The following is a 15,161-nucleotide window of genomic DNA, read 5'->3' on the forward strand; positions in this document are numbered from 1 at the left end:
TTTTTTTATTGCGTCATTTTATGTTTTTCATCATCCGCTACTTGTGAAAACCAAACGAATTTAGTTCATGCCGAGTTTTAAAATTGCACCACATGTGCAAGCGCCTCTTATTTTACTGATCGCAATGATCAGCATGCAAAGTAGTGGTTCTTTCGCTAAATACTTATTCGGTCAATTTCCTATATTGACCGTTTCAGCAATGCGTCTACTTTTAGGCTCATTGGTATTGGCAATTATTTTTAAAATTTGGCAAATCAATTTCAAACAAGTGAAATGGTCTGCAATTATCAGCTATGGTTTAGCCCTTGCAGGGATGAACATGCTATTTTATTTGGCTATTGATCGGCTTCCATTAGGTATTGCTGTCTCATTTGAATTTATTGGCCCTTTAAGCGTTGCACTTTATTATGCAAGGCAAAAGTTCGATTTCATTTGGGTTGGGCTTGCTATTCTTGGCTTAATTTTGCTCTTCCCTTTTAATCAAGCGGCGCAATCTTTAGACCCTATTGGAATTCTTTTGGCTTTAGCTGCAGGTGCTTGTTGGGCACTTTATATTATTGCAGGACAAAAACCATCAGGTATTTCGGGCAATCATACTGTGTGTTTAGGTATGTTTATTGGCATGTTAGTTTTAATGCCTATTGCTCTATTTTTTGGAATACCCGCACATACTTTTGAACCGACAAGCTTAATGTATTTTATTGCTTTGGCTGTTCTTGCAAGTGCACTACCTTTTACTTTAGAGATGATTGCTTTACGCAATTTAAGCGCACTTAGTTTTGGTACGTTAATGAGTGTTGAACCTGCAATTGCAGCATTATCAGGTTTTATTTTCTTAGGCGAACAACTGCTATGGAATCAATGGCTTGCTTTAGCCACTATTATTACAGCATCAATTGGTTGTACCTACACCACACAACAAGCCAAGAAAAATCTGGATTTTAAGTCTATATCTAATATTTAACATCCATTTTGAATATTAGAAATTAAACCCTAGCACAACTCAAATAATTGATACCTTAACTCATCCAAAAACCTATTTTCTTCTATAAGTAGATTACCATTATCATATAGAATGATATCATTCATTGATCCCATCCCACCAAAGGTACGTCTTATTTTATATTTTGCATATTCTAGATCATCGTCTATATAAAATAATATTTTTGTATACTCTTCTTCCCAATTTTTATAATTTTGTTCTTTAAATAATTTTATTAACTTTTGAATTACTGATTTTAGTTCTTCACTTTTATTTATCATAGTAAGTATTCCTTTTAAATATATAGAAGAAACATTGATTATTTTTATGGCAAAGCAATTAATAGCAAATATTCTTCCGATAAAAGATATACCGAATCTGAATTACAATCAAAACTTTTAATTTACATTTCGGCTATATTTCAGACATCAAAAAATAAGCAAAATGGTTATACTCAAGCTACGACTTTAATGCTTACACCTCTTTTGGTGTAGTGATATAAAAATGCCAAGATCCCAACTTCTCGCTGTGCTATTCATGGTTCTTTCCATGATTTCTTACCAAATTAGCGCATCGTTTGCCAAACAGCTATTCACCGTTTTAGATCCACTTTCTGTCACCATTTTACGCTTATGTTTTGCAGCCGTTATTGTTTGCATCATGTTTCGTTCTTGGAGCATCTTAAAACGATTATCTTTTTTAAAATGGCGAGATTTGCTGTGCTATAGCGCAGCCTTAGGTTTAATGAACGTGCTCTTTTATGCATCTTTGGGTAAATTGCCTCAAGGCATTGCTGTGGGCTTAGAATTCATTGGTCCTTTAGGTTTAGCCTTGCTTTCGATTAAACAACGTAGTGATTATATTTGGGTTCTTCTTGCCATTTTAGGCGTTGCCCTGATGGTGCCTTGGGGGCAAGCACAAGGCGATAACTTCTCTATTATTGGTGCAATTTATGCTTTAGGTGCAGGTTTGTGTTGGGCAGGATATATCTTTTTTGGACAAAGAGTGGCTCACCAAAATATAGGTATGCATGCACTTACCATTGCCATTGCTTTATCTGCCATTAGCTTGTTGCCTATTGGTTTATACAACAACGCACCCGCGTTATTCGAAACCCAATATTGGGGCAAAGCCTTAGCAATTGCTATTTTAGCAACAGCCATCCCCTATGCTTTAGATCTACAAGCCTTAAAACGTTTAAATAAACTCAGTTATGGCACACTGCTCAGTCTTTCTCCTGCACTTGCAGCATTAGCAGGTTTATTCTTATTGGGTGAAAAAATTAGCTTTTTACAATGGATTGCACTTTCATGTGTCATGCTTGCTTCTATTGGCGTTGCTTTAAGATCGAGTAAAACAACAAATACACCATAAACTTATAAAAAGGGATGCGCTTGTGCATCCTTTTTTAATTCTTAGATTTTACAATTTAGGTTAAGCTGTCTTTATCTGACTTAATATATTTTTTATATTCAGTTTGATATTGCTTCGCCAAACTTTCTTTTTGTTTATCTTCTAAAATTTTTCCTGCCTGTTGAAAAAATGTATGTTCCTCTTCTTCTAAATGATGATGAACCGTTTCAGACAGTTTTTTCGCAATAGCCAACCATCCAGAATTACTAAATTCTGTTTCAGTTAACTGCTCAAGTAATTCATCCATTTCATGATGTTCTGCAAGTGCATGACGCGTAATATTCAGTCCCGAATCTGTCATCATTAATGGAATATAAAAATAACGATCTTCTGCAACGGCATGTGCAAATAATTCATTTTTTAACTGATCGAACAATTCACGTCTTTCAGGTGTATCTCCTGAAGTTTGTATTAACTTTTCTGCAATTTCTCTTTGTTTATTATGACTATTACGTAATGCTTCAAATATATTCATTATTATGACCTCTGGCAGTAAGCTATATGATCAACTCAATCTCACAAAAATAAGTGAATGATTTTACACTCACTATTTATGCAATAACTTTGCAGAGGTCTGTGTATATTTTTGTAGCTTATTTTTTAAACAATAAGTTTTAAGCAGGGAAAAATGTTTGATAACCTAGTCGAACAATTAATACTGAAACTAAAATTAAAAATAAAATTCGAATGAAACCGCTACCATATTTAAGTGCCATTTTTACACCAATCAATGAGCCACAAACGTTTGCAACAGCCATCATAAAGGCAATACCAAAAAGCACATGACCCGTTGGAATAAAGAAACTAAGTGCTGCAAAGTTTGTCATAAAATTGGCAACTTTAGACAATGCCGATGCATGTAAAAAGTCTGCTTGTAAAAAACGAATAAAGAAGAAAATGAAGAAACTGCCCGTACCCGGTCCAAAAATACCGTCATAAAATCCAATCAGCAAACTACCAACAGCCGCTAATACTAAAATTTTAGGTGTTAATTCTTGACGTACATGTACCTGACCAAATTCTTTCTTTGTAAAAGTATATATTGCAATCACAATCAACATGATCAATATAAATGGTCGCAAAATTTCCTTTGGAATCATGGAAACACATGCAGCACCTGCAAATGAACTAACAAATGCACATATTCCAATAACTGCTAATAATTTCCATCTGAGTTTAACCTTACGGATAAAACTATACGCAGCCGATGCCGTACCACAAATTGATGCGAGTTTATTTGTACCAAAAACTGTTGCAGGACTAAGCTGAGGCATTGCACCCATAATGGCAGGGATTTGAATAAGTCCACCACCACCAACAGCAGCATCAATTGCTCCTGCGAAAAAAGCAAAAAAAATCAAGCTGAGAATAATCTCAATATCCACGGTTGCCTTCCTTATGCTTTTTGATCAAACGTTAAAAACGTATTACAAGTTTAGTACTCTTTTTGGCACTAATCTCTTTTTATCGGTAATTTCGGCTAAACCTAAACATTTATCGCCATCAAATACCACCACTTGCTCTTCAGCAGCATGATCGATATTACTTTCCATACCACGGCTAAAATATTCCGCACGCCCTTCTGGTGCTTGAATTTTTGGAAAATGATCAATGGGTGCATATACAGGCAGCAATAAAGCCTCTCGCTCCATTTCTGTCAAACTTTCTAAATATTCAATGGTATATGTTGGAATGAGTTCAAACTGTCCTGTTTGAATACGATGTAGATAAGTCAGATGACCATATGTATCCAATGCCTGTGCAATATCTTCACCTAGTACTCGAATATAAGTACCTTTTGAGCAAGTGATATCTAACGTAATACTGTCATTTGTAAAAGACAGTAACTCTATTGCAAAAATATGTATTGGACGTGCTTCACGCTCAATTTCAATACCTTGACGCGCCAATTCATACAAAGGACGCCCATCTTTTTTCAAAGCCGAATACATGGGTGGTACTTGTAAAATATCGCCTGTGAATTTCGCTAAAGCTTCTTTAATTTTTTCTTCTGTTAACTCTGCTACTTCTTTTTCAAGAAAAACTTCGCCTTCTACATCACCCGTTGTTGTGCTATTACCCAACTTTACCGTCGTTTGATAACGCTTTGTAGAATCTAATAAATAGTGTGAAAACTTGGTTGCTTCCCCTAAACAAATAGGCAATAAGCCAGATGCTAAAGGGTCTAATGCTCCTGTATGCCCTGCTTTTTGCGCACGGTACAACCAACGCACTTTTTGTAATGCACCATTAGAGCTAATACCTAAAGGCTTATTTAAAAGAAATACACCACTAATATGGCGACGTTGGATTTTAGGAGACGATTTTTTCATATAAAAATTAGGTTATTTATAAACTGCGCCATGTTAACAATCTGCGGGTGTTTTTATCAATGTTACTGAGTAATATTTAAAAATTTAAAGCATAAAAAATGCGCCCAAAGGCGCATTTCTCGAACTCGTATAAAACTTAACTTTAGTCGAAACTTAAGAAGCTTTAACTTTACGAGCTGGTAATTTTTCACGGATACGTGCAGCTTTACCAGACAATTCGCGTAGGTAGTAAAGTTTCGCGCGACGAACAGCACCACGACGTTTAACTTCAACTTTAGCTACGATTGGAGAGTGAGTTTGGAATACACGCTCAACACCAACGCCGCTAGAGATTTTACGTACTGTAAACGCAGAGTTTAAACCACGATTTTTAATCGCAATTACAACACCTTCAAAAGCCTGAAGACGCTCACGGTCGCCCTCTTTAACTTTTACAGATACAACTACTGTATCACCTGGTGCAAATGCAGGAAGATCAGTTCTTAATTGTGCGTTTTCAACAGCTTGTACTAAAGGATGCTTACCGCTCATGGGGTATCTCCAATATGTGCGAGTCAGAAGAGGTCTAATCATCGCTGGGTATAGAGGCTAAAGCGCATACACCCGATTATCTTTCTCTTTATGCTTGACCACTTCAATGCATAAGAGCCTATTAAAGAATACTTAACATAAAATTAAGTACCGATTCGAAGCAAAGCTTCGTATATTTGCTTAGAAAACAATAGAAACTATTATTTCCCTTGCGAATCTTTTAGCCATTTTTTTTGCTGCTTTGTCAGTTCGACTTGTTCCACCAACTCTGGGCGACGTTCAAGTGTACGCTGATAACGTTGCAAAAACCGCCATTTTTCAATATTTGCATGATGCCCAGACTTTAACACCTCAGGCACATCCAAACCTTCAAAATGATCTGGCTTGGTATATTGTGGGCAATCTAAAAGACCATCCACAAATGAGTCTTGAACGTGTGATTGCTCATCAGACATTGCACCCGGAAGTCTCCGAATAATACTGTCTAATAAAACCATCGCAGGAAGTTCACCGCCAGATAATACGTAATCTCCAATTGACCATTCCTGATCAACATATTGCTGGATCAAACGTTCATCGACACCTTCATAACGTCCACACAATACAATCAATCCATCGTATTCGACAAATTGTTGCACCGCAGGTTCGTTTAAAGTTTTCCCTTGTGGTGACATATACACCACAGGTACCTGAACTGCGCTCGCTTGCGTCGCAAGCTCTTTGGCATGTTGGATTGCTTTCGCCAATGGCTCAGCCATCATCACCATACCCGGACCACCACCAAATGGACGTTCATCCACTCGTTTGTAGTTGCCCTCAGCATAATCACGAGGATTAATACAAGTGACTTGTACTATTTCGCGTTTTGCTGCACGCCCGCTAATTCCGTAGGCTGTAATCGCTTCAAACATTTCAGGAAAAAGCGTTATGACTGCAAAAAACATCGCAGACTCCTCTATTTTCCGAATGCGTTCATCCTTTAAGGATTAGTAATCTACGCCCCAATTAACGTAAATACGACCAGCTTCAAGATCAACTCGCTGCACCACATCTTTATGCCATGGAATCATACGCTCTTCAGCATCAACGCTATCTGGTGTTGCGTGAACCACCATGACATCGTTAGCACCTGTTTCAAACATTTCATGGATTTTACCGAGATTTACTTCTTGTTCAGATTCATCTAAACCAAACACTGTTAAGCCTTGTAAATCTGTCCAGTAAAACTCATCCATACCTGCTTTCGGAAGTTGCGCTTTTGAAATCCAAACATTGGTACCCACTAAGCCATCAGCAGCGGTGCGATCAATTACACCTTTTAAGCTAACAACCAAGCCTTTACCATGCGGTTTCCAGCGTTTTACATCTACTGTTTGCCAACCTTCCTTAGTCTCAATGTACCAAGGAAGATAGTCAAAGATGTTGCTCATAGGTTCTGTATTGGAATAGACCCAGAGCCACCCATTTAATCCATATGCTGAACGTAGCTGTCCAATCTGAATTCGATCTTCTGGAACATTCTGTGTTGGTGTCATGGGCTATCTACTACTTAATTGAATTACGCAGCAGCTACAGCTTTTTTAGCTTGAGCAGCTAAAGAAGCAACACGTTCAGACGGTTGAGCGCCTTGAGAAACCCAATGAGCAAAACGGTCAGCATCTAAACGAAGTTTTTCTGCTTTACCTTGAGCTGTAGGGTTGAAGAAACCAATACGTTCGATGAAACGACCGTCACGTGCATTACGGCTATCAGTCACAATGATTTGATAGAACGGACGTTTTTTAGCACCACCGCGTGCAAGACGAATAACAACCATGATAGAACCTTATAGTTTTTACGGATTATCCGTGCATCGACCATCGATACATTTCAAACCCCTTTCATAGAGGGCAGTATTTTACTTGAAATTATTCAAAAGGGAAAGGTTAAAAAGTGATTTATCCACAGTTTTGAATTTAGCTTTATCTTCCATCCCAATCTGACACATTTGATAAGTTACAGTTTGTAGCACCTTTAGCCCAAAACTTTTGATTTTGTTCATTTATACAAATAACACCATCACCAGCTTGCACTGTACCTACAATAGGAGTAGCAACTAACACCCATCTACTTGCTGTAGGTAATGCTTGAAAACTTAAATTATATAACGCAGTTCCATTTTTAGGCGTTATTGTTGCGCCATAAAGAACATTAAGAGTTGCATTTAGATAAGTACCATTAGCAGATTTATATGCTTGCATTCGCTGAACAATATAAAGCATTTCTGCTTTAGCATCATTTCTTTGAACTTTCACTTTATTATTCTGATATGAGGGGTACGCTATTGCTGAAATAATAGCAATAATCACAATAACGATAAGTAACTCAACTAAGGTTAAACCTTTTATATTACCAATTTTCACCTTTACCCCCACACGGTTGAGCTAAAATTAATGTTGCAACTTTCAATGTATCCGTAGCTTTTAAAGCTAACTTTGTTTTACATTGAATTCCCGCACTTCCCATTAAAAAACTATCATTTTGTTGTTGTGATGAATTACACGTTGTACATGCATCACCATTATTTAATTTTGAATTTGCTTCAGCTAATATTATCCAACTTTTTCCAGTTGCAGCAGCATCGACCAACCTTAATGTTGGATTACCTCCGTCACGAATATATATCCTATACGTTATAGCACTTCCTGTAGCACTAATCGGCAATGTGACGGTTGCATTCGCATTTGAAAAAGATGTAGATACAGTTCCCGCACTATTACGATACAAAAAATCTGCATTAAAGTTTTTATAACTAAAATTCTTAGACTTATGACGCTCTAATTGTTCAACTATTTTTTGCATTTCTTGCATCACCTGAGATGCTGTAGCTCGACGTGTATATTCATTATACATAGGAAGTGCGATGGCAGATAAAATCGCCACCACAACAACCACAATCATTAGCTCTATTAATGTAAAACCCTTGGTTTGCATACTTTAGCCACCACTAGTATTGCCAATACGAGAATATTTCTCATACCATTTATTAGGGATAAATTTAATAGGCCCACCTGCTGGAATAAATCCTCCACCACAACCACTACCTGTACAAATTTTACCCTTATTACCACCAGCATTCGTCGGATCTGGAACAACCAACTCACGTGCACCCGATGTGCTTCCAGGACCAACATTTAGTTTTACATCACCAGACCCTAAGTTATATGTATATTTAGCCCCATCTGTACAAATTCCTTGTGGTAAACATATCCGCGTTGCAAATGTATGTCCTTTGACACCAGCTCCACAACTTGTTGTTGTTCCATTATCTGTTGGGTCAAATTGACTTACATATAAATTATTTTCCATCGCAATTAATGGTCTTAAAGCTTTAATAATACCTGCTCCAGCACCATTCACCCCAACAACAGACTCATCCATTTTTTGCTTAAATAAATAGTACCACCCACCCCATTCACTCGTAGATGCACCTGCTGATGCTCCATTCATATACTTTAATACATTAGATCCTGCATTAGCATTTTCAGCAGCTAAAGTTCTAGCAGGTCTTAATGGTTTTGTTGCTGTGTAATATGGATATTCACCAAGATTATTGTTATAAGCATCGAAATCATAAATAGCATAAACACCATTGTATTCTAAGCCACTTGTGTTTTGCTTAGTTGGTGAATCTGATGTTCCTAACAACGGCGAGCTCTTATTACCAGAGGCAAATATAGCCATGACAATATTTGCACCATTGGGCTTACCAGAACTACTGTGAGCTGTAAATGTAGGTGGTAAGTAAAACCGAGGACTATTACCGTCTGTTTTATTTACATTCAAAATTTTTGTTACTTGAGATGTAAAATTAGAATTCGTTGGTTGTCCATCATTTGCAAAATCTACACGGAACGCTTGCCCAGCTAAATCACCAAAATATAGATGATCAACGATACCATCATTGTTACGATCTACTGTATGTACTGAACTTACAACACTATATTTTAAATCTGGCTGAGTTAAATATTTAACTTTTGAGTCTGCTTTATTTGTGGCACTCGCTTTCCACAATAAATCACCATTTTCCGCATCAAACATATACACACCAGAACCAATACCATTTGACTGGGTGTAATTATATTGCTCATAGCCAGCATAACCAGTTCGTACATTATTTGAATACAAACCATCACCATTATCACCGCCAGCATCATAGCCACCACCAACAAACATCACCAACTTACGAGAACCTTTCCAGTTCACATAACCCAATACAGGTTTTGACCAACTCTGCCCCATTTGAGAAATATCATTGTATGTTTTCGTGGACATAACTTCAGATACAGGATCGTATGAGTAAACTTTTCCTGAATTTGGCTCAATATGGAATTTTAAATTTGGCTTTTCAATATCAGATAAATCTAAAGCGTAATAACTTCTCCCCCCCATACGCATACCACCATATGCCCATTGATGCCCTGATATTTTTTGATTTGTTGTTGAGCTTCCGTAAATAGGGCGCTCTACTGTTCCCGCGGTTAAAACACCATCTTTGTCAGTAACATAAACACTATGGTTAGTCCATTCACCATCCATGCCATAATATAAAGCATTTTTGCCACCAACTAAATTTCCGCCTTTATTTTTAAAAGTTTCAGACTGCTTTTCTATAATTTCTTTTGGCACAAAAGCAAACTTTTCTACACCTGTATTACTGTCTACAACATGAACTAAACCTTGTGTAGTTCCAAATAATACATAGTCTTGACGCCCTGTTGTAATGGTTTCTATCTGATTTGTTGTTGAATTCCTCCTAACCTCCACTTTACCTGATTGAGTTAACAACATAGGTTCCGAATGAAGTGGAGCACCCATTTGGCGTAAATCAGGGGAAACATTAGTCAAGTCATAGTTATTCATTTCTACTGTAGTAGGAATATCGTACCCCAACAACCCCATTAATTGATTTGAGTAGGTCGTATCACTTTTAGTATTTTGATCTGTTGTATAAGTATGTTTAATTTTAATTAATTTAGCATCTTTAACTCTAGTATTATTATCATACTTATAATCAGTTAATAAATTTCTATTGGTTACATTTAAAGTATGACCTAATTTTAGTTGACTTAATGCACCATGTTTTGCAAATACTGGATAATTATCAGCATAACTTCTATTTGATTTCCAAATATCTGGAATATCTTTTAATACACCATTATTTACAACTAAGTTATCTACAGTTGGTGCAACCGCACTTGCATACACCCCATTATTCACTACATAATATTTTTTCAAATTTCCGAACCAAATTTGATTTGTATCCACAGGGTTCACTTTTGGTTCGAACTGAGGAAAATAAGCATATCCTTGAATAACTGTTGGATTTAAAGCATCTTCTGGAATTACAGAAGTTCCTGTACTTAAACTTGGAATATCTCTCACTAATTCTGTTACAAATGCACTAACACTATCAACAATGTCTTTAGAATTAGAACCAGAATACCACCCACCGCCACCAACAACGCCCCATTGCATAGCTTCTTTTACATCGTTACTAGGATCTGTTTTTCCATTAAATGCATTCCCAAAACCAACTACTGCTGTTTTGATCTGAATATTTGCTGGATTTTTAGAAGGATCAAGCAAAGCTTCTGCCAATCTTCCAATACAAGTCCAAGCATGAGTTCTATCTTTTTTAAAGTATTCGTTATCTTTAAGCTTACCTAATGGACTTGAAGTACAATCAAAGCTGCTAGCCTTAGCTCCCAATGCAGATGTCATCATTTCATATGCACTACCGCTTTTGTTATCTTGCCCTACACCAACACCTGCCGGCTCAGGTTGACCATCGGTTAAGAAGTATATTCCTTGACCACTACACTCCTTTTTAGCAGAATCTGTTGCTTGAACACTTAAAGACTCTGGTTGAATATAAAACATATCATTTAATACAGAGGAGACTGATTTAGGGGAGCCTGTAATACCAGAATACGAGGAAGGTGTGAAGTAATCACCTGTTTTATAATAACATTTTGTAGCACTATATTGTGTTTCTACATTATTATTAGTACCGCAACTGTCTTCAGTTAAGCCATTTTTTAGATTTGAAGGTAATCCACCAATGGCACTCTGCCACCCCCCCATGTCAAACATGCGGTACCATCACTGTTAAATTTATTACATTGCTGCCAATACACAGAATACCCCCTGTAAGAGCATAATATACAGGTGCATTGTTTAGCTTAACTCTAGGTACCGATGATGTACCTAATAAATAGGCTGCAGTTTCCGCATAAGCATAAGGGGTTGGAGTGGTTCCACTCGCAGACAATCCAGAAGCAATACTATAAATTTCATCTCTATATTCTTTGCCTCTAGTTTTCCCTAGTTTGTAATAAACGGTACAATTTTTAGATAAATAACATCTTTCGGATGAGTATCCAGTGGTAGATATTGATCCTTTGGCAACCCATGTTTTACATGTTTCTGTTAAAGAGTGCGTTGAAGTACACTCATAATTTTGACCGTTCACGCTAAAGAAATATTCTTTTTTGTTTGTTACCTTTTCACCAGTACTAGGCGTACTAAGCGCTTGAGTAGGTAGTCTAATTACGCCATTATTATTTGTAAAAGTAGATAAACCAATAATAGTTTTCCCATCTAAAGGCTCATTATTTACACTACCGAATAGCACATCTTTCATACCTTGTTTAAGATATTCCATTCTTGTTGGAAAGCCCGTTCCCTCATCTCTTGTCCCCATACTTCCTGAAGTATCCAACATAAAAAGCAGTGTCGTAGAACCAACACTCTCTTCAGGCACTTTATATATTTCAATATCACTTGCATAAACTGGATAGCTCGCCAAACAAATACCTGTTGTAATCATTGCTGACAGAGCTGTGACATTTATTTTTTTCATAAGAGTATCTTCGGGGAAATACTTTCTCATATGGACTAAGTCATTTACTTTTTTCATTTTATTTTCCCCTTAACTACTTTTTACAGCGCGCAAGGTATATACCATTTCTTGCGAACTATAAGGAATATTATTTCTTGAAAGGCAATCAATCACCGTCTCATTATTCAAAGATCCATCAACAAATGTTGTGAAGTTTGAAATACAGTTATTTACCTGTGCATCTGTAGCCGTACTTAAATTTGGTAAAAGTGATGTAGCATTAACAATAACAGTGGAAATATCTTTCCCTTTGCCTGCTTTATCATCACCATCCACCATATGTCCAAAATCTTTATTGTTCGGAGCTACTCGAATTGCTACTCGCGTTAAAACAGCTTGCCGACCACTGGTAAAATCAGCTGATCGCGTTGTTTGACAAAAACCATTAGCACCTAATTCTCTATTATTAATAGTAGAACCCTGCCAATACACAATACTTCCCTGTCGAGCACCCTCCCAATTGTTTGCGACATTGCCACGCACACAAAAAACAAGCTCTTTACCTTTATTTTCAGCTCTCAACAAATACGCTAAAATCCCATCACCAATTTGCATATTTGCTAGCGTTAAATCATTAGAAGTATCATTTTCTAACTTAAAAAACACAGCATCTGAGCTTTGTTTCAATAGCGCCTGAGCTTGTGTATTTGTTGCAATATTTAAACTCGTAATACTTCCACGAATTGCCCATGTACCCACAATGGTAATAAGAAGAAGCATGATTAAAACAATAATCAGCGTTGCACCTTTTTGACTTGAAGAACGTATTGAATAATTCATATTAATTCTCCAAACCAAAGCCATTTCTAAGAGCAACTGTTTGCGATAAAACATTGCGCAGATATAAGTGATTATTTGCATGTGCAGTTAAAGGACCACTTACATCAAATAATTGATAAGCTCTAGTAGCATTAAATAAATCTGAACTTCCAACACTATTTGGAGACCTAACCAAAACAGCTATTTTAATCGCAACAATTTGAGGCTTTCTTGCTGGGGCAGTTGGGTTTAATTGTTGATAACCAGCAATTGTCATATATGAAAATCGATCAAGAACCCCATCTTGACCAGCTACAGCAGGAGATACACTTGTATTTTGAGTATCATCAGCAACTCCCAAAAGCACGTGAAAATGATCTACCCGAGGTATCACAATACGCCCTTCGCCACTTAAATTAAGTGAAGCTAAATTATCTTGATTATAGTTTGCTGCAGTACATGCTAAAGCAAGTGGTGCATTGGGTTCATTTACTGTTCCATTGGCATCTCGACGTAAAAAATACCGTTGTACTACATAGCTATTCACTGGAATTGCATTACCTTCACAATCGAATCGATTTGCAACAGTATTTTTATATTGAATAACTAATTGATCACTTCCTACATTAGGTATATTTAAATTCGTTGGGCCAATGTTTGCTGATGTTAAATAACTATTTCCAGCATTAGCACCAGTCATTTGAAATGCTGTAGTAGTTGATATATTTCGCCTATCTAAAACAAGACCACCGTGTAATACTTGATTATCAATTAAAGTCTCTTGTGCCTCTAGGTTAGCAAGTCTTAGATCATTAATCATATAATCCAAACCAAAATAACCACTATTCAAAAGGTTTGATCCACCTTGTTGAATCATCGCGCTTTTTTGCCCCGTGTAGAACAACTGAATTGCCGCTGCTGAAATAATTAATCCCAATACAAGCGACACCATAAGCTCAACAATTGTGAAACCTTTATGCTTTAAAATTTGCATTTAAAAGGCCTCCATCACAATGCATTTAGCATTTGCAACATAACTACCATTAACCATGCAACTAGTAACATCATCACCAGAAATAGTTGTATGTCCCCAAGCGACATAAATACATGTCCGTGTACTTCCCTGACAGTTGCCCATTACAATTTGCTGCCCCTGATTTTGTGCAATTTGCACAATTTCACCAGCATCATACTGTGCCAAAGTTGCTCCTGTGCAGGTAGGTCTTGAGGTTGCTGTAGCGTTACTAATTAGACAAGTTGTATTCGATGCCCGAGTATTGATTGCAGTTATGTAATTATCTAACGCCAATCGATTGATTCGAATTCTTTCTGCTAAATCTCGAGCCACATTCATCGCTAATGTCTTATCGTTTGCTTCAATTGTTGCATCTACAGCTCGTAATTGCAGTGCAGAAAATCCAAGCACACCTATTGCTAAAACAAATAATGCAACTAGAACCTCGAACATACCTACGCCTGTCTGATTTTTTCTATACATGACTAGCAAGCTCCCGAATCTCTAATTGCTTCAACAACACCAGTTCTAGATAAAGCTACTGTCTTAGACTGCTTTAAACGCGCACTACAAAGTTGAAAATTTAATGGAATTTCTGTTTCAATATTTGCAACAACATTTACTCTTCGAGCTAAACCATTTTCATTAAACGATACCGATTGAGTTCCATTAATAAGCTGAATATCTTCATATTTAGATGCCCAATGAAATAAAATTTCGGTATTCGTACCTGCAGTTGGTGTTACCGTGACCATTCTTCTTAACGTTGCTGCTTTTGCACGCGCATCACCAAATACCAATACCAATGATCGAGCAGAAGCATCTAACTTTTGTTTAGCAACAAGATTTGAAAATGCTGGTGCTGCCATGGTTGTAATAATGGCAACGATACCAATAGTGATCATTAACTCGATTAGGGTAAAACCTTTTATGTTATTCAAAGCAGATTCCCCTCAGCCACCCAAAAAAACCAAATAACGATAAATAAATTCTTATACTTAGATAAATGAAATGTAATTAAAAAAATTTATTCGTATGAATTCATTCAAAATAATAATTCTAAGCCTCTTTTTACACATCAAGACCTAAATACTTTAAATGTTTCAGTTAAATGATACTGGATACATAAAGTAACATTCAACAAACAATTCACACAATATCAAAGAAGATAAAAGGTTATTTATC

At 36.7% G+C, this 15,161-nt stretch carries 18 protein-coding genes; 2 read left to right on the top strand and 16 right to left on the bottom strand.

Translation table 11 applies throughout. The features are described from left to right. Window positions 1-67: 67 nt before the first annotated feature. Window positions 68-964, top strand: a complete 897-nt coding sequence (locus GTK57_RS04345) for an EamA family transporter (protein ID WP_163121515.1) — start codon at window positions 68-70, stop codon at window positions 962-964. A 29-nt stretch (window positions 965-993) separates the two neighbouring features. On the opposite strand, the gene GTK57_RS04350 is transcribed toward GTK57_RS04345, so the two are convergent. Continuing rightward, window positions 994-1,263 (bottom strand): DUF6966 domain-containing protein, encoded by a 270-nt coding sequence (locus GTK57_RS04350; protein WP_163121517.1) that lies wholly within the window; start codon window positions 1,261-1,263, stop codon window positions 994-996. A 223-nt stretch (window positions 1,264-1,486) separates the two neighbouring features. Here GTK57_RS04350 and GTK57_RS04355 point away from each other — a divergent pair, with 223 nt between their 5' ends. Continuing rightward, entirely contained in the window at window positions 1,487-2,356 is an 870-nt protein-coding gene (locus GTK57_RS04355; RefSeq protein WP_163121519.1) for an EamA family transporter, read from the top strand. A gap of 55 nt (window positions 2,357-2,411) precedes the next feature. On the opposite strand, the gene GTK57_RS04360 is transcribed toward GTK57_RS04355, so the two are convergent. From GTK57_RS04360 to GTK57_RS04430, 15 genes are all read right to left on the bottom strand, one after another. Beyond that, on the bottom strand, window positions 2,412-2,870 hold the full coding sequence (locus GTK57_RS04360) for a hemerythrin domain-containing protein (RefSeq protein ID WP_163121521.1): 459 nt from the start codon (window positions 2,868-2,870) through the stop codon (window positions 2,412-2,414). A gap of 139 nt (window positions 2,871-3,009) precedes the next feature. After that, the gene (locus GTK57_RS04365; RefSeq protein ID WP_163121523.1) at window positions 3,010-3,780 is read right to left on the bottom strand and encodes a sulfite exporter TauE/SafE family protein; all 771 of its coding nucleotides are present in this window, start codon (window positions 3,778-3,780) and stop codon (window positions 3,010-3,012) included. Window positions 3,781-3,822: 42 nt separating this feature from the next. Continuing rightward, window positions 3,823-4,728 carry a tRNA pseudouridine(55) synthase TruB gene (truB, locus tag GTK57_RS04370; RefSeq protein WP_163121525.1) on the bottom strand — a complete coding sequence of 302 codons (906 nt, stop codon included), beginning with the start codon at window positions 4,726-4,728 and terminating at the stop codon, window positions 3,823-3,825. 153 nt (window positions 4,729-4,881) lie between these two features. Beyond that, window positions 4,882-5,259, bottom strand: a complete 378-nt coding sequence (gene rplS, locus GTK57_RS04375; RefSeq protein ID WP_152872874.1) for a 50S ribosomal protein L19 — start codon at window positions 5,257-5,259, stop codon at window positions 4,882-4,884. A 200-nt stretch (window positions 5,260-5,459) separates the two neighbouring features. Continuing rightward, window positions 5,460-6,203 carry a tRNA (guanosine(37)-N1)-methyltransferase TrmD gene (gene trmD, locus GTK57_RS04380; protein ID WP_163121527.1) on the bottom strand — a complete coding sequence of 248 codons (744 nt, stop codon included), beginning with the start codon at window positions 6,201-6,203 and terminating at the stop codon, window positions 5,460-5,462. A 42-nt stretch (window positions 6,204-6,245) separates the two neighbouring features. Continuing rightward, on the bottom strand, window positions 6,246-6,794 hold the full coding sequence (rimM, locus tag GTK57_RS04385; protein ID WP_163121529.1) for a ribosome maturation factor RimM: 549 nt from the start codon (window positions 6,792-6,794) through the stop codon (window positions 6,246-6,248). 23 nt (window positions 6,795-6,817) lie between these two features. Continuing rightward, window positions 6,818-7,075 carry a 30S ribosomal protein S16 gene (gene rpsP, locus GTK57_RS04390; protein ID WP_068973809.1) on the bottom strand — a complete coding sequence of 86 codons (258 nt, stop codon included), beginning with the start codon at window positions 7,073-7,075 and terminating at the stop codon, window positions 6,818-6,820. A 145-nt stretch (window positions 7,076-7,220) separates the two neighbouring features. Next, complete coding sequence (locus GTK57_RS04395) at window positions 7,221-7,661, bottom strand: type IV pilin protein (protein WP_330221017.1); 441 nt, start codon at window positions 7,659-7,661, stop codon at window positions 7,221-7,223. Next, complete coding sequence (locus tag GTK57_RS14830; protein WP_163121531.1) at window positions 7,648-8,232, bottom strand: type IV pilin protein; 585 nt, start codon at window positions 8,230-8,232, stop codon at window positions 7,648-7,650. The genes GTK57_RS04395 and GTK57_RS14830 overlap by 14 nt, the downstream gene beginning before the upstream one ends. Window positions 8,233-8,235: 3 nt before the next feature. Beyond that, window positions 8,236-11,385: a pilus assembly protein gene (locus GTK57_RS04405; RefSeq protein ID WP_163121533.1), complete on the bottom strand. Its 3,150-nt coding sequence runs from the start codon at window positions 11,383-11,385 to the stop codon at window positions 8,236-8,238. 1 nt (window position 11,386) lies between these two features. Further along, window positions 11,387-12,220 (bottom strand): vWA domain-containing protein, encoded by an 834-nt coding sequence (locus GTK57_RS04410; protein WP_163121535.1) that lies wholly within the window; start codon window positions 12,218-12,220, stop codon window positions 11,387-11,389. Window positions 12,221-12,232: 12 nt separating this feature from the next. Then, window positions 12,233-12,982 (bottom strand): PilX N-terminal domain-containing pilus assembly protein, encoded by a 750-nt coding sequence (locus GTK57_RS04415; protein WP_152872869.1) that lies wholly within the window; start codon window positions 12,980-12,982, stop codon window positions 12,233-12,235. A gap of 1 nt (window position 12,983) precedes the next feature. Further along, the gene (locus GTK57_RS04420) at window positions 12,984-13,955 is read right to left on the bottom strand and encodes a PilW family protein (RefSeq protein ID WP_152872870.1); all 972 of its coding nucleotides are present in this window, start codon (window positions 13,953-13,955) and stop codon (window positions 12,984-12,986) included. Next, complete coding sequence (gene pilV / locus GTK57_RS04425) at window positions 13,956-14,459, bottom strand: type IV pilus modification protein PilV (protein WP_163121537.1); 504 nt, start codon at window positions 14,457-14,459, stop codon at window positions 13,956-13,958. Between the two features lie 2 nt (window positions 14,460-14,461). Further along, window positions 14,462-14,917: a pilus assembly FimT family protein gene (locus GTK57_RS04430; RefSeq protein ID WP_163121539.1), complete on the bottom strand. Its 456-nt coding sequence runs from the start codon at window positions 14,915-14,917 to the stop codon at window positions 14,462-14,464. Window positions 14,918-15,161: the final 244 nt, after the last annotated feature.

Source organism: Acinetobacter portensis, assembly GCF_010646905.1.
Lineage (GTDB): Bacteria > Pseudomonadota > Gammaproteobacteria > Pseudomonadales > Moraxellaceae > Acinetobacter > Acinetobacter portensis.